The organism is Variovorax sp. efr-133-TYG-130, from assembly GCF_030208835.1.
In the GTDB taxonomy this organism is placed as follows: Bacteria; Pseudomonadota; Gammaproteobacteria; order Burkholderiales; family Burkholderiaceae_C; genus Variovorax.
On record NZ_JARVTD010000011.1, the window covers coordinates 102,626 to 127,572 of the forward strand.

Below are 24,947 nucleotides of genomic sequence, written 5' to 3' on the forward strand. Positions count from 1 at the left end.
TCTCTTCTTCAGCGTGGCATCAGGAGGGCAGCTTCGAAACTGCCACGTGGCGCAGGAGCTCGGTCACCGAGGCATCCATTGCATCAGTGAAGGGCTTCGGATACAGGCCCATCCACAGCACGGCAATTGCCAGCAGGGCCAGCATCAGGAATTCGCGGGCATTGATGTCCTTGAGTTCCTTGACGTGGTCGTTGCCGACCGGGCCGAGGTACACGCGCTTGTACATCCACAGGGTGTAGGCCGCGCCGAAGATCAGTGCGGTGGCGGCGCCAAGGCCGATCCAGAAGTTGGCCTTGACGGCACCCAGGATCACCATCCACTCGCCCACGAAACCGGCGGTGCCCGGCAGGCCGCAATTGGCCATGGCGAACAGCAGCGCGAACGCGGCGAACTTGGGCATGGTGTTGACCACGCCGCCGTAGTCGGCGATCTGGCGCGAGTGCACGCGGTCATACAGCACGCCGATGCCCAGGAACATGGCGCCCGACACGAAGCCGTGCGCAATCATCTGCACGATGCCGCCGGACACGCCCAGCTCGTTGAAGATGAAGAAGCCGAGCGTCACGAAGCCCATGTGGGCGACAGACGAGTAAGCCACCAGCTTCTTCATGTCCTGCTGCACCAGCGCGACCAGGCCCACGTAGATCACCGCGATCAGCGACAGCGCGATCATGAGCCAGGCCCATTCGTGCGAGGCGTCGGGAGCGATCGGCATCGAGAAGCGCAGGAAACCGTAGGCACCCAGCTTCAGCATGATCGCGGCCAGCACGGCGGAGCCGCCGGTGGGCGCCTCGACGTGCACGTCGGGCAGCCAGGTGTGCACCGGCCACATCGGCACCTTCACGGCGAAGGCCGCGAAGAAGGCAAAGAACAGGAAGGTCTGCGCGGTCGAACCCAGCGGCAGCTTGTGCCAGGCCAGGATGTCGAAGCTGCCGCCCGACTTGTTGTACAGGAAGATCAGCGCCACCAGCATCAGCAGCGAGCCGAGCAAGGTGTACAGGAAGAACTTGAACGCCGCGTAGATCTTGTTCGGGCCGCCCCAGATACCGATGATCAGGTACATCGGGATCAGCGTGGCTTCGAAGAACACGTAGAACAGCACGCCGTCGAGCGCGGCGAACACGCCGATCATGAAGCCCGACAGGATCAGGAACGCGCCCATGTACTGGTTCACGCGTTCGGTGATCACTTCCCAGGCGGAAATGACGACGATGACCGTGATGAACGACGTCAGCAGCACCAGCCAGAGCGACAAGCCGTCGACCCCGAGGTGGTAGTTGACGTTGAAGCGCGAGATCCAGCTCGTCTTCTCGACGAACTGCATGGCGGCGGTTCCGTTCTGGAAGCGCGTGAACAGCGGCACCGTGACCAGGAAGCTCACGATGGCACCGACGAGCGCGACCCAACGGACGCCCCTGGCGTGCTCGTCACGGCCAAACGCCAGCAGCACGGCGCCGAATGCGATCGGCACCCAGATGGCAAGGCTCAACAAACCCATTTTTCTTTTTCTCCAGCGCTTAGGCTCAGCGTTTGAACCAGACGAAGTACGTCATCAGGACGAAGATGCCGAGCAGCATCGCGAAGGCGTAGTGATAGATGTAGCCCGACTGCATCCAGCGCACCACACCCGAAATCCGGCCGATCACTTTCCACGAACCGTTCACGACGGCGCCGTCGATCAGGGCCTGGTCGCCGCCCTTCCACAGGCCGGTGCCGAGGGCACGGGTGGCGCGGGCGATGACGTTCTCGTTGAACCAGTCCATGTAGTACTTGTTCTCGAGCAGGCGGTAGATCGGGCCGAAGGCACGCTTGATGGCGGCCGGCAGCGCCGGGTTGATCATGTACATGTACCAGGACAGGACCACGCCGGCCAGCGCCAGCCAGAACGGCGCCGTCGTCAGGCCGTGGATGGCCATGGCCACCGGGCCGTGGAAGCCCTCTTCCAGCTCCTTCATGGCGTGGTGCTTGGCACCGTCCACGAAGATCGCGTTCTTGAAGAACTCGCCGAACAGCATCGGCTCGATCGTCATGAAGCCGATCACCACCGACGGGATGGCCAGCAGCACCAGCGGCAGCCAGACGACCCAGGGCGACTCGTGCGGCTTGTGGTCGTGGTGGCCATGGCCGTGGTCGTCGTGCGCATGGTCGTCATGGTGCGCGTCGGGGTTCTGGTCGTAGCGTTCCTTGCCGTGGAAGACCAGGAAGTACATGCGGAACGAATAGAACGCCGTGATGAACACGCCGGCCAGCACCGCGTAGTACGCGAAGTTCGCGCCCCACAGGTGGCTTTCGTGCACCGCTTCGATGATGCTGTCCTTGGAGTAGAAACCGGCGAAGAACGGCGTGCCGATCAGCGCGAGCGAACCCAGCAGCGAGGTGATCCAGGTGATGGGCATGTACTTGCGCACGCCGCCCATCCAGCGGATGTCCTGGTTGTGGTGCATGCCGATGATCACCGAGCCGGCACCCAGGAACAGCAGCGCCTTGAAGAACGCGTGCGTCATCAGGTGGAACACCGCGACCGAGTAGGCCGAGGCACCCAGCGCCACCGTCATGTAGCCGAGCTGCGACAGCGTCGAGTACGCGACCACGCGCTTGATGTCGTTCTGGATGATGCCCAGGAAGCCCATGAACAGTGCGGTGATGGCGCCGATCACGAGGATGAAGCTCAGTGCCGTGTCGCTCAGCTCGAACAGCGGCGACATGCGCGCCACCATGAAGATGCCGGCGGTCACCATGGTTGCCGCGTGGATCAGCGCCGAGATGGGGGTCGGGCCTTCCATCGAGTCGGGCAGCCACACGTGCAGCGGGAACTGCGCGCTCTTGCCCATCGCGCCGATGAACAGGCAGATGCAGATCACGGTGATGAGCATCCACTCGGTGCCCGGGAACGTGATGCCGGCCAGCGTGCCTGCCTTGGCGAAGGCTTCGGTGTAGTTCAGCGTGCCGGCGTAGGCGGCGATCAGGCCGATGCCCAGGATGAAGCCGAAGTCGCCCACGCGGTTGACCAGGAACGCCTTCATGTTCGCGAAGATCGCGGTCGGCTTGTTGAACCAGAAACCGATCAGCAGGTACGACACCAGGCCCACTGCCTCCCAGCCGAAGAACAGCTGGAGCATGTTGTTGCTCATGACGAGCATCAGCATCGAGAAGGTGAACAGCGAGATGTACGCGAAGAAGCGGTTGTAGCCGTCGTCTTCTTCCATGTAGCCGATGGTGTAGATGTGGACCATCAGCGACACGAAGGTCACGACGCACATCATCATGGCGGTGAGGCCGTCGACCATGAAGCCGACTTCCATCTTCAGGCCGCCAACGACCATCCACTCGTAGAGGGTGGCGTTGAAGCGGGCACCGTCGACGATCACGCTCTTGAGCGTCATGGCCGAGATGATGAAGGCGACCAGCACGCCCAGGATGGTCAGCGAATGCGTGACCTTGCGGCCGATGTGATTGCCGCCGAACTTGGTGCCGAACAGGCCGGCGATGGCTGCGCCGACCAGGGGTGCCAGGGGCACGGCCAGCAAGGTGGATGCGGAAAGGGTTGCGCTCATGTTGCTGTCAACCCTTGAGCGAGTTGAGTTCGTCCACGTTGATGTTCGACTTGTTGCGGAACAGCAGAACCAGCAGAGCCAGCCCGATGGCCGACTCGGCCGCGGCCACCGTCAGGATGAAGAACACGAAGATCTGTCCGTGCATGTCGCCCAGGAAGTGGGAGAACGCCACGAAGTTCATGTTGACCGCCAGCAGCATCAGCTCGATGGCCATCAGCAGAACGATCAGGTTCTTGCGGTTCAGGAAGATGCCGATCACGGAGAGCGCGAAGAGCATCGCGCCGAGCGAAAGAAAGTGTCCGAGCGTGAGCGTCATGCCTTGTTTTCCTTTGCCGCGTCCGCAGTTGCTGCTTCAGCCACCGGTTCGGCGGCGCGCGTCGCGGGCATCTGCACGATGCGCACGCGGTCACGCGCCTTCACGCGAACCTGGTCGGCCGGGTTGGTGTACTTGCTGTCCTTGCGAGTGCGCAACGTCAGGGCAATGGCGGCCACGATGGCCACGAGCAGGATGACAGCGGCAATTTCGAGCGGATACAGGTATTGCGAATACAGCAGCTTGCCGAGTTCGAGCGTGTTCGAACTGTCGGGGGCCATGGCACCGCTGGTGACGCGCGCCTCGCCGAGGCGGAAGCCGCCCATCAGCACGGCGGCCATTTCGAGCGCGATGAGCGCGCCTACGCCCGCCGCCAGCGGAAAGTGCTTCCAGAAGCCCTCTCGCAGGCTGTCGACGTTGATGTCCAGCATCATCACGACGAACAGGAACAGCACCATCACGGCGCCGACATACACCAGCACCAGCGAGATCGCGAGGAACTCGGCGCGCAGCAGCAGCCAGATGGCCGATGCCTGGAAGAAAGCCAGCACCAGGTACAACGCGGCGTACACGGGGTTGCGGGAAGTGATGACGCGGAACGCTGCGAACAGCAGCACCGCGGCAAACAGATAGAACAGACCGGTCTTGACGTCCATTGGAATTCGAATTGGTACGGGGTTCGGGCTGGTCGGATCAGCGGTACTTGGCGTCGGCCGCCTTGTTCGCTGCAATTTCTTTTTCGTAGCGATCGCCAACGGCCAGCAGCATGTCCTTGGTGAAGTACAGGTCGCCGCGCTTTTCACCGTGGTATTCGAAGATGTGCGTCTCGACGATCGAGTCGACCGGGCAGCTTTCTTCGCAGAAGCCGCAGAAGATGCACTTGGTCAGGTCGATGTCGTAGCGCGTGGTGCGGCGCGAGCCGTCGTCGCGCACATCGGATTCGATGGTGATGGCCAGCGCCGGGCAGACGGCTTCGCAGAGCTTGCAGGCAATGCAGCGCTCTTCGCCGTTTTCGTAGCGGCGCAGTGCGTGCAGGCCGCGGAAGCGCGGCGACAGCGGCGTCTTCTCTTCGGGGAACTGCACGGTGATCTTGCGGGCGAAGGCGTACTTGCCGGTGATGGCCAGGCCCTTGAACAGCTCGAACAGCATGAAGCTGCCCAGGAAGTCCTTGAGCGAGAACGGCGCGGACGGTGTTGCGGTGTGCGCAGCAGACATGATTGTTGGCGCTTCCTGTTATTTCCAGATGTTGAACGGCGTCTGCATCCAGCCACCGACCACGACCAGCCACACGAGGGTGACGGGAATGAAGATCTTCCAGCCCAGACGCATGATCTGGTCATAGCGGAAGCGCGGGAACGTCGAGCGGACCCACAGGAACATGGTGACGACGCAGAAAGTCTTCGCGCCCAGCCAGATCCAGCCCGGAATGAAGCTCAGGAACTCGAACGGGGGCAGCCATCCGCCGAGGAACAGCACCACGGTCAGGATCGAGACGAGCCACATGTTGGCGTACTCGGCTAGGAAGAACATCGCGAAGCTCATGCCCGAGTACTCGATCATGTGGCCGGCAACGATTTCCGACTCGCCTTCCACCACGTCGAACGGGTGGCGGTTGGTTTCGGCCAGGCCCGAGATGAAGTACACGACGAAGATCGGCAGCAGCGGCAGCCAGTTCCACGACAGGAAGCCGACGCCCATGTTGGCGAACATGCCCTTGCCCTGGACGTTCACGATCTCGCTCATGTTCAGGCTGCCGGTGACCATCAGCACCACGACGAAGCAGAAGCCCATCGCGATTTCGTAGCTCACCATCTGTGCCGAGGCGCGCAGCGCGCCCAGGAAGGCGTACTTCGAGTTCGAGGCCCAGCCGGCGATGATCACGCCGTACACCTCGAGCGAGGTGATGGCCATCACGAACAGCAGGCCGGCATTGATGTTGGCCAGCGCCACGTCGGGGCCGAAGGGAATCACGGCCCATGCGGCGAGCGCCGGCATGATGGTCATGATCGGGCCCAGCAGGAACAGGCCCTTGTTGGCGACCGTCGGAAGAATGATTTCCTTGGTCATCAGCTTGAGCGCGTCGGCGATCGGCTGGAGCAAGCCCAGCGGTCCGATGCGGTTCGGGCCGATACGGATCTGCGTGAAGCCGATGGCCTTGCGTTCCCACAGCGTGAGGTACGCCACGGCCAGCATCAGCGGGATCACGACCACGATGATCTTGATCAGCGTCCAGACCACGGGCCAGACCACGCCGGTCCACCAGCCTGCGGCAACCAGCCCCTGGCCGAAGCCGTGAATGGTGTCGACGATCATGCCAGTGCCTCCTCGGCACGAGCGGCCACGTTCGAACCAGCAGATGCGTTGCGTGCGTCGGCGGTCAGTTGCAGCGACGGCGCGCGGCGCACGATCGAGTCGAGCTGGTAGATGCTCGCCACCACGGGCGCGGCAACCACGCCGCTGGAAGCGACTGCATTGGCGGAGGTCGCGTTGCTCAGTGCGTTCGCGGGAACGGCGCCCTTGTCACCCACCGTGGCCAGCACTTCGGCGGTCGATTCGAACGCGAAGCCCTGCAGGCCCAGCAGGTTGGCCAGCACGCGCAGCACCTTCCACGCCGGGCGCGTTTCGCCTTGCGGCTTCACGACGGCATGGAAACCTTGCATGCGGCCTTCGGCATTGACGAAGGTGCCAGGGGTTTCGGTGAACGGAGCGATCGGGAGCAGCACGTCGCTGAACTCGAGGTTGGCCTTGAAGGGGCTCAGCGTGACGACCATCTGCGCATTGCCGATGACATCGGCCGCGGCCTTGCCTGCAGCCGAGTCGAACACCGGCTCGGTGTTCAGCAGCAGCACGGCCTTCAGGCCGGAGCCGGCGGCGAGCATGCGGCCGGCATCGAGGCCGCCGTTCTTCGGGAACGCGCCGACGAGCTGCGCGCCCACGGTGTTGGCGGCTTCGGTCAGGTAGCCGACGGTGGCGCCGGTTTGCGCGCCGATCCAGTTCGCCAGCGCCAGCAGGCTGCTGGCCTGGGCGTGGTGGGCGGCGGCGTTGCCGAGCAGCACGGCCTTGCGTTCACCGCTGAGCAGCGAGGCCGCGATGGCCTTGGCGGCGTCGTCCGGTGCGTTCTTCGGGGCCAGCGGCGCGGCTGCGCCATTGGTCTCGCCGATGGCGGCGGCCACAGCGGCCAGCGCCTCGACCCACTGGTCGGCTTCGACGATGCTCGACTGCGCCACGTCGATGGCCCAGGCGTTGCGGTCGGCCATGAGGCTGGCCGAGGTGATCACCGACAGCGCGGCGCCCTTGCGCACGGCCTGGCGGATGCGCTGTGCGAACAGCGGATGTTCCTTGCGCAGGTTCGAGCCGACGACCAGCGCGCGCTGCACTTGCGTGAGCGAGGCGATCGAGGTGCCGAGCCAGCGCACGCCTTCGAACGCCGTGAATTCGGCGTTGCGCAGGCGGTAGTCGATGTTGTCGCTGCCGAGCTCACGCGTGAGCATGGTGGCGAGCTGCAGCTCTTCGAGCGTGCTGTGCGGGCTGACCAGCGTGCCGATGCTCTGCGCACCGTGGTCGGCCTTGATCTGCTTGAGGCCGTTGGCGACGTACTCGAGCGCCGTCTGCCAGTCGACCTGCTGCCATTGGCCGCCCTGCTTCAGCATGGGCTGCGTCAGGCGCTCGGTGCCGTTGAGCGCTTCGTACGAGAAACGGTCGCGGTCGGCGATCCAGCATTCGTTGACGTCTTCGTTCTCGAGCGGCACCACGCGCATCACGCGGTTGTTCTTGACCTGGACGATCAGGTTGGCGCCGGTGGAATCGTGCGGACTCACCGACTTGCGGCGCGACAGTTCCCAGGTGCGGGCGCTGTAGCGGAACGGCTTGCTCGTGAGCGCGCCGACCGGGCAGATGTCGATCATGTTGCCCGACAGCTCGGAGTCGACCGAGTCGCCGACGAAGGTCTCGATTTCGGAGTGCTCGCCGCGGTGCGACATGCCGAGCTCCATCACGCCGGCCACTTCCTGGCCGAAGCGGACGCAGCGCGTGCAATGGATGCAGCGGCTCATTTCTTCCATGCTGATCAGCGGGCCGACGTCCTTGTGGAACACGACGCGCTTTTCTTCCTCGTAGCGCGAGGAAGAACCGCCGTAGCCCACGGCCAGGTCCTGCAGCTGGCATTCGCCGCCCTGGTCGCAGATGGGGCAATCCAGCGGGTGGTTGATCAGGAGGAACTCCATGACCGACTGCTGCGCCTTGATGGCCTTCTCGCTCTTGGTGCGAACGATCATGCCTTGCGTGACGGGCGTGGCGCAGGCCGGCATCGGCTTGGGCGCTTTTTCCACGTCGACGAGGCACATGCGGCAATTGGCCGCGATGCTGAGTTTCTTGTGATAGCAGAAGTGCGGGATGTACGTGCCCGCCTTGTCGGCCGCATGCATCACCATGCTGCCTTCGGTCACTTCGACCTTCTTGCCGTCGAGTTCGATTTCGATCATGAGTATGTTTCTTCTCGCGCTCAGGCCTTGACGGGCGCCGTCGGAACGTGGCCCGGGATCAGGGCTTCGAACTCGTGACGGAAATGCTTGATCATTGCGCGCACAGGCATGGCCGCGGCATCGCCGAGCGCGCAGATGGTGCGGCCCATGATGTCGCCGGCGACGGAGTCCAGCAGTTGCATGTCGCTGGGCTTGCCCTGGCCGTTGTGGATGCGGTCCACCACGCGGTAGAGCCAGCCCGTGCCTTCACGGCACGGCGTGCACTGGCCGCAGGACTCGTGCATGTAGAAGTACGAGAGGCGCTTGAGCGACTCGACCATCGAGCGGCTGTCGTCCATGACGATCACCGCGCCCGAACCCAGCATGGAGCCGGCCTTGGCGATGGAGTCGTAGTCCATGGTGCAGGCCATCATGATGTCGGCCGGCAGCACCGGCGCCGACGATCCGCCGGGGATGACGGCCTTCAGCGTGCGGCCCTTGCGCACGCCGCCGGCCAGTTCGAGCAGCTTGGAGAACGGCGTGCCCATGGGCACTTCGTAGTTGCCGGGCAACTCGACGTCGCCGCTCACCGAGTAGATCTTGGTGCCGCCGTTGTTCGGCTTGCCGCACTCGAGGTAGGCCGGACCGCCGTTGCGGATGATCCAGGGCACCGCCGCGAAGGTCTCGGTGTTGTTGATGGTGGTCGGCTTGCCGTACAGGCCGAAGCTGGCCGGGAACGGCGGCTTGAAGCGCGGCTGGCCCTTCTTGCCTTCGAGCGATTCGAGCAGCGCGGTTTCTTCGCCGCAGATGTAGGCGCCGAAGCCGTGGGCGGCGTGCAACTGGAAGTTGTACGTGCTGCCCATGATCTTGTCGCCGAGGTAGCCGGCGGCGCGCGCTTCCTCGAGGGCTTCCTCGAAGCGGTCGTAGGTCTGGAAGATCTCGCCGTGGATGTAGTTGTAGCCCACGCTGATGCCCATCGCATACGCGGCGATGGCCATGCCTTCGATCACGATGTGCGGGTTGAACTGCAGGATGTCGCGGTCCTTGCACGTGCCCGGCTCGCCTTCGTCGGAATTGCAGACGAGGTACTTCTGGCCCGGGAACTGGCGGGGCATGAAGCTCCACTTCAGGCCGGTCGGGAAACCCGCGCCGCCGCGGCCGCGCAGGCCCGACGCCTTGACTTCGGCGATCACCTGGTCGGGCGTGAGGCCCTCGGTGAGGATCTTGCGCAGGGCCTGGTAGCCGCCGCGCGCCTCGTAGTCGGCCAGGCGCCAGTTGGTGCCGTCGAGGCCCGCATAGATCTGCGGCTCGATGTGGCGGTCATGGAAACAGGTCTGGACGCCCGTTGCCTGGAACTGCTGTAGAACTTGTTCGGGCGACATCACGAAGCCTCCCCTTTGGCGGCCGGTGCGGCATTGCGCAGGCCGTCGATGAGCTGGTCGAGCTTTTCGTTGCTCATGAAGCTGCACATGGTGCGGTCGTTGACCAGCATCACGGGCGAGTCGGCGCACGCGCCGAGGCATTCGCTCTGCTGCAGCGTGAACAGGCCGTCGGCCGTGGTCTCGCCCATCTTGATGCCGAGCTTCTTCTCGAGGTGCACGAGGGCGGTGACGCCGTCACGCAGCTGGCAAGGCAGGTTGGTGCACACGTTGAGCTTGAACTTGCCAACCGGGTGCTGGTTGTACATGTTGTAGAAGGTCGTCACTTCGTGCACGGCGATGGGCGCCATGCCGAGGTACTCGGCAATCTCGCGCTCGCGCTGCAGGCTGACGAAGCCCTCGTCCTGCTGGACGATGGCCAGGCAGGCCATCACCGCGGATTGCTTGCCTGCTTCGGGGTACTTGGCCACCTCGCGCGCAAAGCGCTCGAGAATCGCCGGCCGCAGAGGGGAAGAAGGCGCCAGAGGCGCCGTGTCATGGTGGGTCGAGGAAGTCATTCGCTCTTTCTCACCTGTCGATCTCGCCGAACACGATGTCCATCGTGCCGATCACCGCGACAGCGTCGGCGATCATGTGACCGCGCGACATTTCGTCGAGGGCGGCGAGGTGCGGGAAACCAGGGGCGCGGATCTTCAGGCGGTACGGCTTGTTGGCGCCGTCGCTCACGAGATAGATGCCGAACTCGCCCTTCGGGTGCTCGACGGCGGCATACGCCTCGCCTTCGGGCACGTGGAAGCCTTCGGTGAAGAGCTTGAAATGGTGGATCAGCTCCTCCATGTTCGCCTTCATCGATTCGCGCGCGGGCGCGGCGACCTTGTGGTTGTCGGTGATGACAGGACCGGGGTTGGCGCGCAGCCAGGCCGAGCACTGCTGGATGATCCGGTTGGCCTGGCGCATTTCTTCCACGCGAACCAGGTAGCGGTCGTAGCAGTCGCCGGTCTTGCCGACGGGCACGTCGAACTGCATGCGGTCGTAGACGTCGTAGGGCTGCTTCTTGCGCAGGTCCCACTCGATGCCCGAGCCGCGCAGCATGGGGCCGGTGAAGCCCAGGTTCAGCGCGCGCTCCGGCGTGACGACGCCGATGCCCACAGTGCGCTGCTTCCAGATGCGGTTGTCGGTGAGCAGCGTCTCGTACTCGTCGACCATCTTCGGGAAGCGCTTGCAGAAGTCGTCCACGAAGTCGAGCAGCGAGCCCTGGCGGTTCTCGTTGAGCTTCTCGATGGCCTTCGCGTTCTTGATCTTGCTGACCTTGTACTGCGGCATCGCATCCGGCAGGTCGCGATAGACGCCGCCCGGACGGAAGTACGCCGCGTGCATGCGCGCGCCGGACACGGCTTCGTACATGTCGAACAGGTCTTCACGCTCGCGGAAGCAGTAGATGAGCATGTTCATCGCACCGCAGTCCAGGCCGTGCGCGCCGAGCCACAGCAGGTGGTTCAGCAGGCGGGTGATCTCGGCGAACATCACGCGGATGTACTGCGCGCGCTCCGGCACCTCGAGGCCCATCATCCGCTCGATGGCCAGGCAGTAGGCGTGCTCGTTGCTCATCATCGACACGTAGTCGAGACGGTCCATGTACGGCAGCGACTGGATGAAGGTGCGCGATTCGGCGAGCTTTTCGGTCGCGCGATGCAGCAGGCCGATGTGGGGGTCGGCGCGCTGGATGACTTCGCCGTCCAGCTCGAGCACCAGGCGCAGCACGCCGTGTGCCGCCGGATGCTGGGGACCGAAGTTGAGTGTGTAGTTCTTGATTTCGGCCATATCAGTCAGTGCAAACCGCCGCCGTAGTTGTCTTCGCGGATCACGCGCGGGGTGATTTCTCGCGGCTCGATCGATACCGGCTGGTAGACGACGCGCTTCTGTTCTTCGTCGTAACGCATTTCGACGTGACCCGACACCGGGAAGTCCTTGCGGAACGGGTGGCCGATGAAGCCGTAGTCGGTCAGGATGCGGCGCAGGTCGTCGTGCCCTTCGAACACGATGCCGTAGAGGTCGAACGCCTCGCGCTCGAACCAGGTCGCGGCATTCCAGACGGGCTGCAGCGAATCGACCACGGGCAGGTCTTCGTTAGGCGCGAACACCTTGAGGCGCACGCGCTGGTTGAGGCTCACGGAAAGCAGGTGCGTGACGACGCCATAGCGTTCGCCCTGCCACTCGCCTTCGCGGTAGTCGGAATAGTCCATGCCGCAGAGGTCGATCAGCTGCTCGAAGCGGCAGCCGGGCGCGTCGCGCAGCAGCAGCGCGGCATCGATGTAGTCGGTGGAGTCGACCACGACGGTCACTTCGCCGAGTGCGATCGTCACGGCCTTGGCCTTGTCGCCGAGCGTCTCGGCGATGGTGGCGCGCAGCACCTCCGGCGAAATTGCAAAGTCAGTCATCGTCGGCAATCTCTCAGGCGCGGGCAATGGTGTTGGTGCGGCGAATCTTCTGCTGCAGCTGGATCACGCCGTAGAGCAGCGCTTCGGCGGTGGGCGGGCAACCCGGCACGTAGACGTCGACCGGCACGATGCGATCGCAGCCACGCACCACGGAATAGCTGTAGTGGTAGTAGCCGCCGCCATTGGCGCACGAGCCCATCGACAACACCCAGCGCGGCTCGGGCATCTGGTCATAGACCTTGCGCAATGCCGGAGCCATCTTGTTGCACAGCGTGCCGGCCACGATCATCAGGTCGGACTGGCGCGGGCTGGGACGGAACAGCATGCCGAAACGGTCGATGTCGTAGCGGGCGGCACCCGCGTGCATCATTTCCACGGCACAGCATGCGAGGCCGAACGTCATCGGCCAGAGAGATCCGGTCTTCGCCCAGTTCACGACCGAGTCATAGGTCGTGGTGACGAAACCTTCTTTGAGAACGCCTTCAATGGCCATTGTGTAGCTTCCTTGTCATTCCCAGTCGAGCGCGCCTTTTTTCCACTCGTAGGCGAAGCCCACGACGAGGATGGCGAGAAAGATCATCATGGCCCAGAAGCCGACAGCACCGATCTCCTTGAGCGCAATGGCCCACGGAAAGAGAAAGGCAATTTCGAGATCGAACAGGATGAAGAGAATCGCGACGAGGTAATAGCGCACGTCGAACTTCATGCGCGCATCCTCGAAGGCTTCAAAGCCACACTCGTAGGGAGCGTTCTTTGCGGCGTCGGGCCGATTGGGGCCGAGAATGTATCCGATGACCTGAGGGGCGACGCCTACGCCGACTCCGACCAGAATGAACAAAAGGACGGGGAGGTAGGAGTCGAGATTCATCGAGAGTTTTTCACCGCTTGCCACCGACAAGAAGAGCCTCTGGATGAGGCTTTCTGCCGATGAGATTTGGTGCGGTCGGCGAGACTCGAACTCGCACAGCTTTCGCCACTACCCCCTCAAGATAGCGTGTCTACCAATTTCACCACGACCGCGGTTTTTACTGTTCGGATGGCATGAGGTACCTGAAACAGGTAGTTGGCTTTCCGAACAGATTTAGAGTTTACCCTGAAAACGAGCCGTTTTTCACTGACAGCTCATGAAAACGAGTTGATTACTTGCTGGGAATCTGGCCCGGCGCCGGAGCGGGCGCGGCAGGAGCCGACGCAGGGGCTGCAGGAGCCGTTGCACCAGGGATTTCGCCGGCCGCGGGAGCAGCAGGCGCAGCGGGTGCGGCAGGCGCTCCGACAGCGGCGCGCTCGAGCAGGCTGCCACCGCCGGCAGGACGCGAATGGCTGAAATAGGCCAGCAGCAGCGTGCATGCGAAGAACACGGCAGCAAGCACCGCCGTGGTGCGAGACAGGAAGTTCGCACTGCCGCTGGCACCGAACAGGCTGCCCGCGCTGCCGCTGCCGAAAGCGGCACCCATGTCGGCGCCCTTGCCGTGCTGGATCAGGATCAGGCCGATCATGACGAGGGCTGCCAGCATCTGCACGCCGACCAGAAGGTTGAGGACCACATTCATTCGTTCTTACTCCTAATTGATTGCCGCCGTTGACCGCGTTCAGCGAGCAGCGGCAGAGATGATCTGCAAAAAGTCGGGCGCCTTCAGCGACGCGCCGCCGATGAGGCCGCCGTCGATGTCGGCCTGCGCCAGCAGCTCGGCGGCATTCGCCGCGTTCATGCTGCCGCCGTAGAGGATCTTGATGGCCGCAGCGTGCTCGCTCGCCGCGTGATGCAGCTGCGCGCGCAGCACGGCATGCACCGCCTGCGCCTGTTCAGGCGTGGCCGTCTTGCCCGTGCCGATGGCCCAGACGGGTTCATAGGCCACCACGATCTCGCTGATGCAATGGCCGTTCACATGAATGACCGCCGCCAGCTGACGCTTGACGACTTCCTCGGTCTGCCCTGCTTCGCGCTGGGCCAGCGTCTCACCGACACAGACGATCGGCGTGATGCCGTTGGCCAGTGCGGCGGCGGTTTTCGCAGCCACGGCCTCGTCGGTCTCGCCGTGATACTGGCGACGCTCCGAGTGGCCGACGATTGCGTAGCGCACGCCGAAATCCTTCAGCATCGCCGCCGATTGCTCGCCCGTGAATGCACCTTGGGGATGCGCCGAGATGTCCTGCGCGCCCAGCGCCAGAGCGGGCGAGCCCGCCAGCAGCGACTGCAGCTGCGCGAAGTACGGCGCGGGCGCGCACAGCGCCACGTCGCACGCGGCCGGGCTCGCAGCCAGGCCTTGCTGCAGCGCCTTCACCAGCACCTCGTTGGCAGCCAGGCTGCCATTCATCTTCCAGTTGCCGGCGATCAGTTTCTTCTTGGTCGTCATCGCGTTCTTCTCGTCACCATGTCAGCACGATCTTGCCGATGTGCTGGTTCGATTCCATCAGCGTGTGAGCCTGGGCGGCGCCGCTCGGTTCACCCGCTGCCGCAAAAGTGCTGTGGATCACGGGCTTGATCGCGCCGCTCTCGAGCAGCGGCCAGACCTTTTCGCGCAGCGCCTTGGCAATGGCACCCTTGAATGCCACCGGCCGCGGACGCAGGGTCGAGCCGGTGATCGTGAGGCGCCTGCGCAGCACGAGGCCCGCGTTGATCTGGCTCTTCACGCCGCCCTGCACCGCGATGATCACGAGCCGGCCGTCTTCGGCCAGGCACTCGATCTCGCGCGCCACGTAGTCGCCGGCGACCATGTCGAGCACCACGTCCACGCCCTTCCCGCCCGTGAGCTTCTTCGCCTCTTCGACGAAATCGCTCGTGCGGTAGTTGATGGCATGGTCCGCGCCCAGCTTCCTGCAGGCTTCGCACTTGTCGTCGCTGCCGGCCGTGACGATCACGGTCGCACCGAGGGCCTTGGCGATCTGGATCGCCGTCACGCCGATGCCGCTCGAGCCGCCCTGGATCAGCAGCGTCTCGCCCTTCTGCAGGCGGCCACGCTCGAACACGTTGCTCCAGACGGTGAAGAAGGTCTCCGGCAGCGAAGCCGCCTCGACATCGCTCCAGCCCTTGGGCACCGGCAGGCATTGCGCGACAGGGGCCACGCACAGCTGCGCGTAACCGCCGCCCGCAATCAGCGCGCAGACACGGTCGCCGACCTTGAAGCCGGCTTCAGCCACCGCCGCGGCGTCGCCCGACACGATCTCGCCGGCCACTTCGAGGCCCGGCAGGTCGGATGCGCCCGGCGGCACCGGATAGTTGCCCATCCGCTGCAGCACGTCGGGGCGATTGACACCACTCGCCGCAACGCGGATCAGCAGTTCGCCAGCGCCGGCTACCGGATCGGGGCGCTCCGCCACGCGCAGCACCTCGGGGGCACCGAACGAAGTGATTTCAATGGCTTTCATGGTCTTTCGGCCTCCTGCGCCCGCAGATGGGGCGAAGCTTGCTGTTCAAAAGATGGCAACGGCGGCACTGGACCGCCGTTGCGCCCTTCTTACTCCTGAGGCTCGCGCGGGGCTTGCTGTTGCTGCTCGCCGGCCGGAGCCTGCGGCTGCTCGTTGCGCGGTTGCTGCTGCTGGTCGTTGAAGCGCGGTGCGCGCTCGCCACGATCACCACCGCGGTCGCCACGGTCGCCGCGATCACCACGGTCCGAACGCTCGCGGCGCTCACCACCACGGTCACCACGGTCACCGCGATCGCCACGGTCTTCACGCGGCGGGCGCTCGCTGAATTCCATGCCGGCCGGACGCTCGGTCAGGGCCTTCATGGACAGCTTGACGCGGCCCTTTTCGTCGGTCTCGAGCACCTTGACCTTCACGATCTGGCCTTCGCTCAGGTAGTCGGTCACCTTCTCGACGCGTTCGTGCGCGATCTGGCTGATATGCAGCAGGCCGTCCTTGCCGGGCAGCAGGTTGATGAGCGCGCCGAAGTCCAGGATCTTGGTGACCGGGCCTTCGTAGACCTTGCCGATTTCGACTTCCGCCGTGATCTGCTCGATGCGCTTCTTGGCCAGTTCTGCCTTTTCCGGATCGGTCGAGGCGATGGTGATGGTGCCGTCTTCGTCGATGTTGATCGTCGTGCCGGTTTCTTCCTGCAGGCCACGGATGACCGAGCCGCCCTTGCCGATCACGTCGCGGATCTTCTCGGGGTTGATCTTCAGCGTGGTCAGGCGCGGTGCGAAGCTGGAGACTTCGGCCTTGGCCTCGCCCATGGCTTCCTGCATCTTGCCCAGGATGTGCATGCGCGCTTCCTTGGCCTGCGCCAGTGCGACCTGCATGATTTCCTTGGTGATGCCCTGGATCTTGATGTCCATCTGCAGCGCGGTGATGCCGTTGGTGGTACCCGCAACCTTGAAGTCCATGTCGCCCAGGTGATCTTCGTCGCCCAGGATGTCGGTCAGCACCGCGAAGCGGTTGTCTTCCTTGATCAGGCCCATGGCGATGCCGGCCACGTGCGCCTTCATGGGCACGCCGGCGTCCATCATCGAGAGGCAGCCGCCGCACACCGACGCCATCGACGACGAGCCGTTCGACTCGGTGATTTCCGACACCACACGCACCGTGTAGGGGAACTCTTCCTTGTTCGGCAACACGGCGACGAGCGCGCGCTTGGCCAGGCGGCCGTGGCCGATTTCGCGGCGCTTGGTCGAGCCCATGCGGCCCACTTCACCGGTGGCGAAGGGAGGCATGTTGTAGTGGAACAGGAAGCGGTCTTCGTATTCGCCGGCCAGCGCGTCGATGCGCTGTGCGTCGCGTTCGGTGCCGAGCGTGGTGATGACCAGCGCCTGGGTTTCGCCGCGCGTGAACAGGGCCGAACCGTGGGTGCGGGGCAGCACCGAGTTGCGGATCTCGATGGGGCGCACGGTGCGCGTGTCGCGGCCGTCGATGCGGGGCTCGCCCGACAGGATCTGGCTGCGCACGATCTTCGACTCGATGGCGAACAGCAGGTCGCTGACCTTGCCGGAGTCGAATTCGGTGCCTTCGGCCTTCAGTGCCTCGAGCACGCTGGCGTTGGCTTCGCGCAGGGCTTGCGTACGCGCCTGCTTGCTGCGGATCTGGTAGACGGCGCGCAGCTTTTCTTCGGCCAGGCCCTTGACCTTGGCGACGAAGGCTTCGTCTTCGGCGGGCGCCTTCCAGTCCCACACCGGCTTGCCGGCGTCGCGCACGAGTTCATGGATCGCGTTGATCGCGACGTTGGCCTGCTCGTGGCCGAACACCACGCCGCCCAGCATGATTTCTTCGCTGAGTTGCAGGGCTTCGGACTCGACCATCAGCACGGCGGCTTGCGTGCCGGCGACGACGAGGTCCATCTGCGAATCCTTGCGGGCGGTCTGGCCCGGATTCAGCACGTACTGGCCGTTGATGTAGCCAACGCGGGCCGCACCGATCGGGCCGTTGAACGGCACGCCGGAGATCGACAGCGCGGCGCTCACGCCGATCATGGCGGCGATGTCGGCATCGACTTCGGGGTTGAGCGAGATCGTGTGGATGACCACATGCACTTCGTTCAGGAAGCCTTCGGGGAACAGCGGACGGATCGGGCGGTCGATCAGGCGGCTGGTCAGCGTTTCGTGTTCGCTGGGCTTGGCTTCGCGCTTGAAGAAGCTGCCGGGGATCTTGCCGGCGGCGTAGGTCTTCTCGATGTAGTCGACGGTCAGCGGGAAGAAGTCCTGGCCGGGCTTGGCCGACTTGGAGGCGACCACGGTCGCGAGGATGACAGTGCCGTCGATGTCGACGAGCACGGCGCCGCTGGCCTGGCGGGCGATTTCACCCGTTTCCATGACGACGGTCTTGTCGCCCCATTGGAACGACTTGGTGACTTTGTTGAAGAGGCTCATGTTTGCTCCTGTTTTAGTAGCGGATCACACAGGATCCGCAAGGGGCGGAGGCTTCTCAGAACACGATGCCATTCCAGCGAAGCTCGGGGCGAACTTCATTGGAATGACACAGCTTCGCTCTGTTTGGGCACTCCGAAAGTGGATCGCGAAGTAAAAAACGCCTGAGCTAGCGGACTAACCCAGGCGTTTTTTCATGCGATTTGGTTTACTTGCGCAGACCCAGCTTGGCGATCAGCGCGGTGTAACGGTCGGCATCCTTGGACTTGAGGTAGTCCAGGAGCTTGCGGCGGCGGCTCACCATGCGCAGCAGGCCGCGGCGACCGTGGTGGTCCTTGGCGTGCGTCTTGAAGTGGGGGGTGAGCTCGTTGATGCGGGCGGTCAGCAGTGCGACTTGCACTTCGGGGCTGCCAGTGTCGTTGGCGGCGCGGGCGTTGTCCTTGACGACTTCGGCCTTGATGGAGGCTGCGATCATGTTGATTTCCTTGTTCCGGGATGTTTGACTTGCGGTGTGCGCTGGAACTGCACCCACCGTGCGCCTTGCGGCATGCAAAGCCTCGGGATTATAGCCCGGCGACTTTCACCGGGCTTTCATGCTCCCTGGAAACCCTCCATCGAGGCAAGCCAGCCCGGGTTCAGCCCTTGCCGGGCCGCTGCTGCGCCAGCCAGTCGCGCAGGCGCTCCACGCCCTTCACCAGCCGCTGCGGGTCCTTGGAGGCAAAGCACCAGCGCAGCCAGCCCTGGGCTTCCGGCGCGAAAGCGTTGCCCGGCGCGAGCCCCAGGCCCGCCTCGGACACCAGCCGCTTGGCCACTTCGAGCGAATCGCCGAAGCCTTCGAGCCGGAAGAAGGCGTACATGCCACCCTTGGCCGGCGCCACCTGGACCCCCGGCACCGCCGCCAGCAGCGGCACCAGCGTGTCTCGGCACGACTTCAGGTGGGCCACCACGCGCGGCGTGATCTCGCCCGTGTGCTCGATGGCGGTGATGGCCGCGCGCTGCGTGAACACGCTGGCGCACGAGGTGTTGAACTCGATCAGCTTGCCGATGCCCTCCACCATCGACGGCGGCAGCACCAGCCAGCCGAGGCGCCAGCCCGTCATCAGGAAGCTCTTCGAGAAGCTGTGCGTCACGACCAGGCGGTCGTCGGGCTCGGAGATGTCGAGGAAGCTGGGCGCGCAGCCGTTGGGCGTCGGCTCGTAGTACAGCCGCTCGTACACCTCGTCGGCCAGGATCCAGGTGCCGGTCTGGCGGCAATGGTCCAGCACGGCCTGCTGCTCGTCGCGCGTCATGGTCCAGCCCGTGGGGTTGTTGGGTGCGTTGACGATCAGCAGCTTCGTCCTGGCAGTGACCGCGGCGCGCAGCGCGGGCAGGTCGAGCGTCCATTGCCCGTCCACCGGCACCAGCGGCAGCGTGCGCACGTTCGCGCCCATGATCGCGGGCTGCGCCGTCAGGTTGGGCCAAACGGGCGTCACGGCGACCACCTCGTCGCCCGCATCCACCAGCGCCTGCACCGCGAGCATCAGCGCGCTCACCCCGCCCGACGTGACTGCGATGCGCGAGGCATCGACCGCCGGATGCAGCCCGCTGGTATAGCGCGCGATGGCCTCGCGCAGCTCGGGCAGGCCGAGGTTGTGGGCATAGAAGGTTTCGCCGCGCTGCAGCGACTCGATGGCCGACTGGCGGATCACCTCGGGCGTGACTTCGTCGCTCTCGCCGAACCAGAAGGCCAGCACGTCGTCGCGCCCCATGCCGGCATTGGCGACTTCGCGGATCTTCGACGCTTCGAGGTTGTGGATGGCTTCACGCATGTCTTCGGGTCCTGTTCTCTGTCATCAATCGATCAAGATCTCTTCATCTTGCACGAGGTCGGCAGCTCCGCGCGTTCGGCAGGAATGGTCTTGACCACGCGGAAGCCGTAGCCCGAACCCTCGACGTCGAACTGCACGCCCGGCCTGCCCTGCCGGTCCATCACGCCGACCACCAGCTGCTGCTGGAACTGGTGGTCCGCGGCACGCATGCGCCCGCGCTGGCCATGGAGGCTCACGTCGGCCTGCTCCAGCGCGCGTGCGACCGGCACCGCGTCCACGCTGCCCGCGCGTTCGATGGCCTGCACAAGCGCTTCGATCATCAGCGCCAGGCGCATGTGCACATAGTCTTCGGCCGGTTTCGGAAAGCGCGCGCGGAAGGCACGATAGAACTCCGCGGACTGCGCCGTCTGCACGTTGGGCAGCCAGTCGGCCACCGCGACCACGCGGCCGATGCCCGCGTCGCCGATGGCAGCGGGTGCACCCAGCGCATTGCCGTAGAAGGTATAGAAGGTGCCGTTGAACCCGGCCTCGCGCGCCGCCTTCACCAGCAGCGTGAGGTCGTTGCCCCAGTTGCCCGTGACCACGGCCTGCGCGCCGCTCGCAATGATCTTCGTCGCGTACGGCGCGAAGTCTTTCACCTTGCCCATCGGGTGCAGTTCGTCGCCGACGATCTCCACGTCGGGCCGCTGCGCGCCGAGCTGCCGGCGCGCTTCGCGCAGCACCGACTGGCCGAAGCTGTAGTCCTGCCCGATGAGGTAGACGCGCTTGAGCGCGGCGTCGTCCTTCACCACGTCCATCAGAGCCGCCACGCGCATGTCGGCATGGGCGTCGAAGCGGAAGTGCCAGAAGCTGCAGCGCTCGTTGGTGAGCACCGGATCGACAGCCGCGTAGTTCAGGAAGATCAAGCGCCGCGACGGGTCGCGTTCGTTGTTCTTGTCGATGGCATCGACCAGCGCCGCGGCCGTGGCCGACGAGTTGCCCTGCAGCACGATGCGCGCGCCGTCGTCCATTGCTGCGCGCAACGCGGAGAGCGCTTCTTCGTTCTGCCCCTTGCTGTCGTAGCGGTCGAGCTGCAGCATGCGCGCGCCGCCAGGCAGCCTGATGCCGCCGCGCGCGTTCACGCGCTCCACGGCCCACAGCAGGTTGCGGAAAACGGCCTCGCCGGTGTTGGCGAAAGGGCCGCTCATGCTCTCGATCAGCGCGAGGCGGATGGGTGCGGGCGAAGCCTGGGCGAGCGCCGCGAAGGGCCTCGCGCATAGCGCCAGCGCCGCGAATTTCAAGGTCTCGCGACGCAAATTAAAGGGGGGATTCATTGTCTTGAAACGCTTGCCACTGCGCCTAGATGAGGTGTCAAGCGGCACTCACACGATGGAACGGCCGCGCAGTGTAAGGGACACACATTCCTTGTCCCCATTGTGTTCATTCAGGAGTTCTTCACATGTTTTTCGCACCTACCCTCCGCACCGCCCGTTTCGCTCCGCGCGGCTATGACCGCGCCTTCGAACGCTTCGCCAGCGAGGCCTTCGCGGGTGCCCGCCGTTCGCCGCTCGTGGAACAGGACGACAAGAGCTGGACCCTCTCGCTCGACGTGCCCGGCTTCTCGCGTGAAGACCTCGCCATCAGCATCGAAGGCGCCGTGCTGCGCATCGACAGCAAGGCCGAAGCCAAGCGCCAGTTCAAGGCCGCCTACGAGCTGCCGCAGGACATCGACGCGGCCACCAGCGAAGCCAAGCTCGAGAACGGCGTGCTCACGCTGAAGCTCGGAAAACTGGTGCCGGTGAGCCAGGCGACGAGTTTGCAAATCAACTAGTAAGGGCGATGCCCACAAGAAGAAAGTGTCAGCCAAGGGTTGCTTTTGACTTTGAACATGCTCCCTATTCACAATAGGCGTGCATAACGTCACATCATGTGACGTTTTCTTAGTACTTTCTTCTTCGTGGGCGTCTTGTAAACGCATCGAAAATCATGACGGTGCGGATCGGGTGCCCCTCCTGGCACCATGAAAACTCACCTTCAACCTGCAAACCCCACCGAACAATCCGACACGCTCCTGGTGTTCCTGCCAGGCGCCTACCTCAAGCCCGACGAGTTCGAGCGCGAAGGATTCATCAGCGCCGTCAGGGAGCGCCACCTCGCAGCCGATGCGCTGCTGGTGGACGCCGACGTCTCCTACTACTACGACCAGACGCTCAGCGAACGCCTGCATGCGGACGTCATCGAGCCGCAGCGCGCCAAGGGCTACAAGGCGATCTGGCTGGTGGGCATTTCCATCGGCGGCTTCGGCGCGCTGATCCACGAACTGGCCAAGCCCGGCTCGGTGGACGGCATCGTGGCGCTGGCGCCCTACCTCGGGCGCCGGGTGCTGGGCGCGGAGATCAAGAAGGCCGGCGGCCTGCGCGCATGGCAGGCACCTACCGGGCCGCAGCCCGACGAAGAGCCCGACCGCAAGCTCTGGCCCTTCTTCCAGCAATACCTCTCGGCGCAGCCTTCGAAGAACCTGCCGCCGCTGTACTTGGGGTTCGGCCTCGAGGACCGCTTTGCTAGCAACCACAAGCTGCTGGCCGACGCACTGCCGCCGGGCCGCGTGTTCACCACCGAAGGCGGCCACGACTGGCCGCAATGGCGCCAGCTCTGGCGCAACGTGCTGGACGTGCTGCCGCTGCCGGCCATCGGCCGCTCGCGCCAGCCGCAGCCTGCTATGCAGCAGCCTGCGGCATCGACGCCTCGGTCGTCAGCGATGCCAATGGCCATCGCGGTCTGACGTCGAAGGCATAGCGCTCGGTCGCCTGCGACAGGCCCGACTGCAGGCGCATCGCGGCGGCCATGGCGATCATGGCGCCGTTGTCGGTGCACAGGTGCAGCTCGGGGTAGTGCACCCGGACCTTGCGCCTTGCGCATGCGGCATCGAGTTGCTCGCGCAGGTTCCTGTTCGCCCCCACGCCGCCCGCCACCACCAGCCGCTTCAGGCCGGTCTGGTCGAGCGCGGCGAGCGACTTCTTCAGCAGCACCTCGACGATGGCCGCCTGCGTGGACGCCGCGAGGTCGGCCTTGCCGGCCTCGAGCTGGTCGCCGAGCTTCTTGGCCTGGGTGAGCACCGCCGTCTTCAGGCCGGCGAACGAAAAGTCGAGATCGCCGCTGTGCAGCAGCGGGCGCGGCAGCTTGAACGCCGCCGGGTTGCCGCCTTCGGCCAGCTTCGCGAGCCACGGCCCGCCCGGGTAAGGCAGGCCCATGAGCTTGGCGCTCTTGTCGAAGGCCTCGCCGGCCGCGTCGTCGATGGTCTCGCCCAGCAGCTCGTAGCGGCCCACGCCGTCCACCCGCATCAGTTGCGTATGGCCGCCGGACACCAGCAGCGCCACGAACGGAAACTCCGGCGGATCGGCGCTCAGGAACGGCGACAGCAGGTGTCCTTCAAGGTGATGCACGCCCAGCACCGGCTTGCCCAGCGCCACGCCCAGCGCGCAGGCCACGCCGGCGCCCACGAGCAGCGCACCCGCCAGGCCCGGTCCGCGCGTGTAGGCCACCACGTCGATTTCACCGAGCGAGCGGCCGGCCTCGGCCATGACCGACTCGGTCAGCGGCAGCACGCGGCGGATGTGGTCGCGGCTGGCCAGTTCGGGCACCACGCCCCCGTAGGCCTGGTGCATGGCGATCTGGCTGTGCAGCGCATGCGAGCGCAACACCGGCAGCGCGTTGCCGTGCGACTCCACCAGCGCCACGCCGGTTTCATCGCAGGATGATTCGATTCCCAACAAGAGCATGCCGCCGAGTGTAGGTGGCGCCTGCCGCGGTCGCCCGCGAAGGGGCAAGCGCAGGCGCGCCGGAGGCCCCCGAGAGGCACGGATGTTGCAGTGCTCCCCCAAGGCCCCGCAGGCGAACGCACCCACCATGAAGTCCGGACTGAGTTTTCTGATCGCCGCCCGCCGCTGCGAAATCGACGAGCTGGACCAGCTCGCGCGCACCAGCGAACTGGTCGGCGTGATCGGTCGGCTGGTGCACGCGCTGCAGCGCGAGCGCGGCATGTCGAACGTGTTCCTTGCATCGCACGGCGTGCGCCTGGCCGAGCAGCGAGCCCCGCAGATCGCGGAATGCCTGGCGCTCGAGCAGGAAGTGCGCGCCGGGTTCGACCAGCTCGAGTCCGAGCATCACCGCGGCGTCGGCTCCGGCAACGGCGCACGGCTGTTCAGCCGCATCGCCTGGGTGCTGCCGGGGCTGGACGCCCTGCCCGCCCTGCGCCGGCGCATCGATGCGCTCGAACTCAAGCCGTCGCAGTCGACCGCCGCCTTCGTCAAGCTCATCGCCGGTCTGCTGTCGGTCGTGTTCGAGGCGGCCGACGGCGCCACCGACCCCGAGATATCGCGCCTCCTGGTGGCGATGTTCAACTTCATGCAGGGCAAGGAGTTTGCCGGCCAGGAACGCGCATTCGGCGCCGCCGCGCTGGCCCAGGGCCGCAGCGACGAAACCCGGCGCCTGCAATGGCAGCACCTGATCGAATCGCAGGAACGATGCTTCCAGGTGTTCGTCGACTTTTCCGGCGATGCGGTGCTCGCCCTCTGGCGCGAGAGCCAGTCCGACGCCACCCTGGCCGAGCTGGAGCGCATGCGCCGCAGGGGCGCCACCTCCGCGCCCGCCGACTCCGCACTCGGCCAGGCCTGGTTCGACTGCTGCACGCGCCGCATCGACGCCATGCGCACCGTCGAAGACCGGCTCGAGGCCGACCTGCGCGCGCTCTGCAGCCACAAGACAGCCCGGGCCCGCAGCGAACTCCAGGCCTACCGGCAGGTGCTCGACACGCTGGCGCCGGAGACCGACGCCGCGCTGTTCTTCGACGACGCCGACGCACAGGCCGCCACGCCCGCGCAACTCGGCCGCCACCTCGAGCGCTCGGTGCTCGACATGGTGCAGGAGCAGTCGCAGCGGCTGCAGGCCATGAGCGACGAACTGCAGACCGTGCGCGCCTCGCTCAATGAACGCAAGCTCGTGGAGCGCGCCAAGGGCCTGCTGATGGCGCACCGGCGCATGAGCGAGCAGGAAGCGCACAAGATGCTGCGCGAGACCGCCATGAACCAGGGCCGCCGGCTCGTCGAAGTGGCCGAGTCGGTGCTCGCGATGGCCGACTACTTGCCCCCGCCTCCCCGCTGAAAGCGTTCAATTTGGTGCGCCGCACAACAACCGTGCCTGTCGCCCGTGCACCGTCCGGATG

At 65.1% G+C, this 24,947-nt stretch carries 24 protein-coding genes and 1 tRNA gene; 3 read left to right on the forward strand and 22 right to left on the reverse strand.

What is annotated here, in order from left to right; translation table 11 throughout:
- Positions 1-19: 19 nt before the first annotated feature.
- From QRN67_RS14955 to QRN67_RS15055, 21 genes are all read right to left on the reverse strand, one after another.
- The gene (locus QRN67_RS14955; protein ID WP_081266583.1) at positions 20-1,498 is read right to left on the reverse strand and encodes an NADH-quinone oxidoreductase subunit M; all 1,479 of its coding nucleotides are present in this window, start codon (positions 1,496-1,498) and stop codon (positions 20-22) included.
- Positions 1,499-1,523: 25 nt separating this feature from the next.
- The gene (gene nuoL / locus QRN67_RS14960; RefSeq protein ID WP_106934981.1) at positions 1,524-3,554 is read right to left on the reverse strand and encodes an NADH-quinone oxidoreductase subunit L; all 2,031 of its coding nucleotides are present in this window, start codon (positions 3,552-3,554) and stop codon (positions 1,524-1,526) included.
- Positions 3,555-3,561: 7 nt separating this feature from the next.
- Positions 3,562-3,870: an NADH-quinone oxidoreductase subunit NuoK gene (gene nuoK / locus QRN67_RS14965; RefSeq protein ID WP_019653383.1), complete on the reverse strand. Its 309-nt coding sequence runs from the start codon at positions 3,868-3,870 to the stop codon at positions 3,562-3,564.
- Positions 3,867-4,523, reverse strand: coding sequence for an NADH-quinone oxidoreductase subunit J (locus QRN67_RS14970; RefSeq protein WP_081266581.1), 657 nt, complete (start codon positions 4,521-4,523; stop codon positions 3,867-3,869). Before QRN67_RS14970 ends, nuoK begins: the two co-directional genes overlap by 4 nt.
- A 37-nt stretch (positions 4,524-4,560) precedes the next feature.
- The gene (gene nuoI, locus QRN67_RS14975) at positions 4,561-5,082 is read right to left on the reverse strand and encodes an NADH-quinone oxidoreductase subunit NuoI (RefSeq protein WP_042579825.1); all 522 of its coding nucleotides are present in this window, start codon (positions 5,080-5,082) and stop codon (positions 4,561-4,563) included.
- Positions 5,083-5,100: 18 nt separating this feature from the next.
- Entirely contained in the window at positions 5,101-6,180 is a 1,080-nt protein-coding gene (gene nuoH, locus QRN67_RS14980; protein ID WP_409195238.1) for an NADH-quinone oxidoreductase subunit NuoH, read from the reverse strand.
- Positions 6,177-8,348 (reverse strand): NADH-quinone oxidoreductase subunit NuoG, encoded by a 2,172-nt coding sequence (nuoG, locus tag QRN67_RS14985; RefSeq protein WP_106934982.1) that lies wholly within the window; start codon positions 8,346-8,348, stop codon positions 6,177-6,179. Before nuoG ends, nuoH begins: the two co-directional genes overlap by 4 nt.
- A 20-nt stretch (positions 8,349-8,368) precedes the next feature.
- Entirely contained in the window at positions 8,369-9,709 is a 1,341-nt protein-coding gene (nuoF, locus tag QRN67_RS14990) for an NADH-quinone oxidoreductase subunit NuoF (RefSeq protein ID WP_106934983.1), read from the reverse strand.
- Positions 9,709-10,263 (reverse strand): NADH-quinone oxidoreductase subunit NuoE family protein, encoded by a 555-nt coding sequence (locus QRN67_RS14995; protein ID WP_253819772.1) that lies wholly within the window; start codon positions 10,261-10,263, stop codon positions 9,709-9,711. Before QRN67_RS14995 ends, nuoF begins: the two co-directional genes overlap by 1 nt.
- 10 nt (positions 10,264-10,273) lie before the next feature.
- A complete protein-coding gene (locus QRN67_RS15000; protein WP_106934984.1) occupies positions 10,274-11,527 on the reverse strand; it encodes an NADH-quinone oxidoreductase subunit D in 1,254 nt (417 codons plus the stop codon).
- 5 nt (positions 11,528-11,532) lie between these two features.
- On the reverse strand, positions 11,533-12,144 hold the full coding sequence (locus QRN67_RS15005; RefSeq protein WP_081266577.1) for an NADH-quinone oxidoreductase subunit C: 612 nt from the start codon (positions 12,142-12,144) through the stop codon (positions 11,533-11,535).
- 13 nt (positions 12,145-12,157) lie between these two features.
- Positions 12,158-12,637 (reverse strand): NuoB/complex I 20 kDa subunit family protein, encoded by a 480-nt coding sequence (locus tag QRN67_RS15010; RefSeq protein WP_007837763.1) that lies wholly within the window; start codon positions 12,635-12,637, stop codon positions 12,158-12,160.
- 15 nt (positions 12,638-12,652) lie between these two features.
- Positions 12,653-13,012: an NADH-quinone oxidoreductase subunit A gene (locus tag QRN67_RS15015; RefSeq protein WP_012748607.1), complete on the reverse strand. Its 360-nt coding sequence runs from the start codon at positions 13,010-13,012 to the stop codon at positions 12,653-12,655.
- Positions 13,013-13,079: 67 nt separating this feature from the next.
- Positions 13,080-13,164 (reverse strand) — tRNA-Leu (locus tag QRN67_RS15020).
- A gap of 119 nt (positions 13,165-13,283) precedes the next feature.
- A complete protein-coding gene (gene secG, locus QRN67_RS15025; RefSeq protein WP_081266576.1) occupies positions 13,284-13,694 on the reverse strand; it encodes a preprotein translocase subunit SecG in 411 nt (136 codons plus the stop codon).
- 39 nt (positions 13,695-13,733) lie between these two features.
- Positions 13,734-14,498: a triose-phosphate isomerase gene (gene tpiA, locus QRN67_RS15030; RefSeq protein WP_285412393.1), complete on the reverse strand. Its 765-nt coding sequence runs from the start codon at positions 14,496-14,498 to the stop codon at positions 13,734-13,736.
- 13 nt (positions 14,499-14,511) lie between these two features.
- Positions 14,512-15,510, reverse strand: coding sequence for an NAD(P)H-quinone oxidoreductase (locus QRN67_RS15035; RefSeq protein ID WP_285412394.1), 999 nt, complete (start codon positions 15,508-15,510; stop codon positions 14,512-14,514).
- Between the two features lie 89 nt (positions 15,511-15,599).
- Positions 15,600-17,942, reverse strand: coding sequence for a polyribonucleotide nucleotidyltransferase (gene pnp / locus QRN67_RS15040; RefSeq protein ID WP_285412395.1), 2,343 nt, complete (start codon positions 17,940-17,942; stop codon positions 15,600-15,602).
- A 205-nt stretch (positions 17,943-18,147) separates the two neighbouring features.
- Complete coding sequence (gene rpsO, locus QRN67_RS15045; protein ID WP_007837783.1) at positions 18,148-18,414, reverse strand: 30S ribosomal protein S15; 267 nt, start codon at positions 18,412-18,414, stop codon at positions 18,148-18,150.
- Between the two features lie 160 nt (positions 18,415-18,574).
- On the reverse strand, positions 18,575-19,747 hold the full coding sequence (locus QRN67_RS15050) for a pyridoxal phosphate-dependent aminotransferase (protein ID WP_106934988.1): 1,173 nt from the start codon (positions 19,745-19,747) through the stop codon (positions 18,575-18,577).
- Between the two features lie 32 nt (positions 19,748-19,779).
- The gene (locus QRN67_RS15055) at positions 19,780-21,060 is read right to left on the reverse strand and encodes a branched-chain amino acid ABC transporter substrate-binding protein (RefSeq protein WP_285412397.1); all 1,281 of its coding nucleotides are present in this window, start codon (positions 21,058-21,060) and stop codon (positions 19,780-19,782) included.
- Between the two features lie 125 nt (positions 21,061-21,185).
- On the opposite strand from QRN67_RS15055, the gene QRN67_RS15060 reads away from it, so the two are divergent.
- Together QRN67_RS15060 and QRN67_RS15065 are read left to right on the forward strand one after the other, a co-directional pair.
- Positions 21,186-21,557, forward strand: a complete 372-nt coding sequence (locus QRN67_RS15060) for an Hsp20/alpha crystallin family protein (protein WP_285412398.1) — start codon at positions 21,186-21,188, stop codon at positions 21,555-21,557.
- A gap of 189 nt (positions 21,558-21,746) precedes the next feature.
- Positions 21,747-22,508, forward strand: a complete 762-nt coding sequence (locus QRN67_RS15065; protein ID WP_081266569.1) for an alpha/beta hydrolase-fold protein — start codon at positions 21,747-21,749, stop codon at positions 22,506-22,508.
- Here the strand turns inward: QRN67_RS15065 and tsaD are convergent.
- The gene (tsaD, locus tag QRN67_RS15070; RefSeq protein ID WP_285412399.1) at positions 22,444-23,505 is read right to left on the reverse strand and encodes a tRNA (adenosine(37)-N6)-threonylcarbamoyltransferase complex transferase subunit TsaD; all 1,062 of its coding nucleotides are present in this window, start codon (positions 23,503-23,505) and stop codon (positions 22,444-22,446) included. The two genes, QRN67_RS15065 and tsaD, sit on opposite strands and share 65 nt — an antisense overlap.
- Before the next feature lie 127 nt (positions 23,506-23,632).
- Between tsaD and QRN67_RS15075 the strand changes: the two genes are divergently transcribed.
- Entirely contained in the window at positions 23,633-24,886 is a 1,254-nt protein-coding gene (locus tag QRN67_RS15075; RefSeq protein WP_285412400.1) for a nitrate regulatory protein, read from the forward strand.
- Positions 24,887-24,947: the final 61 nt, after the last annotated feature.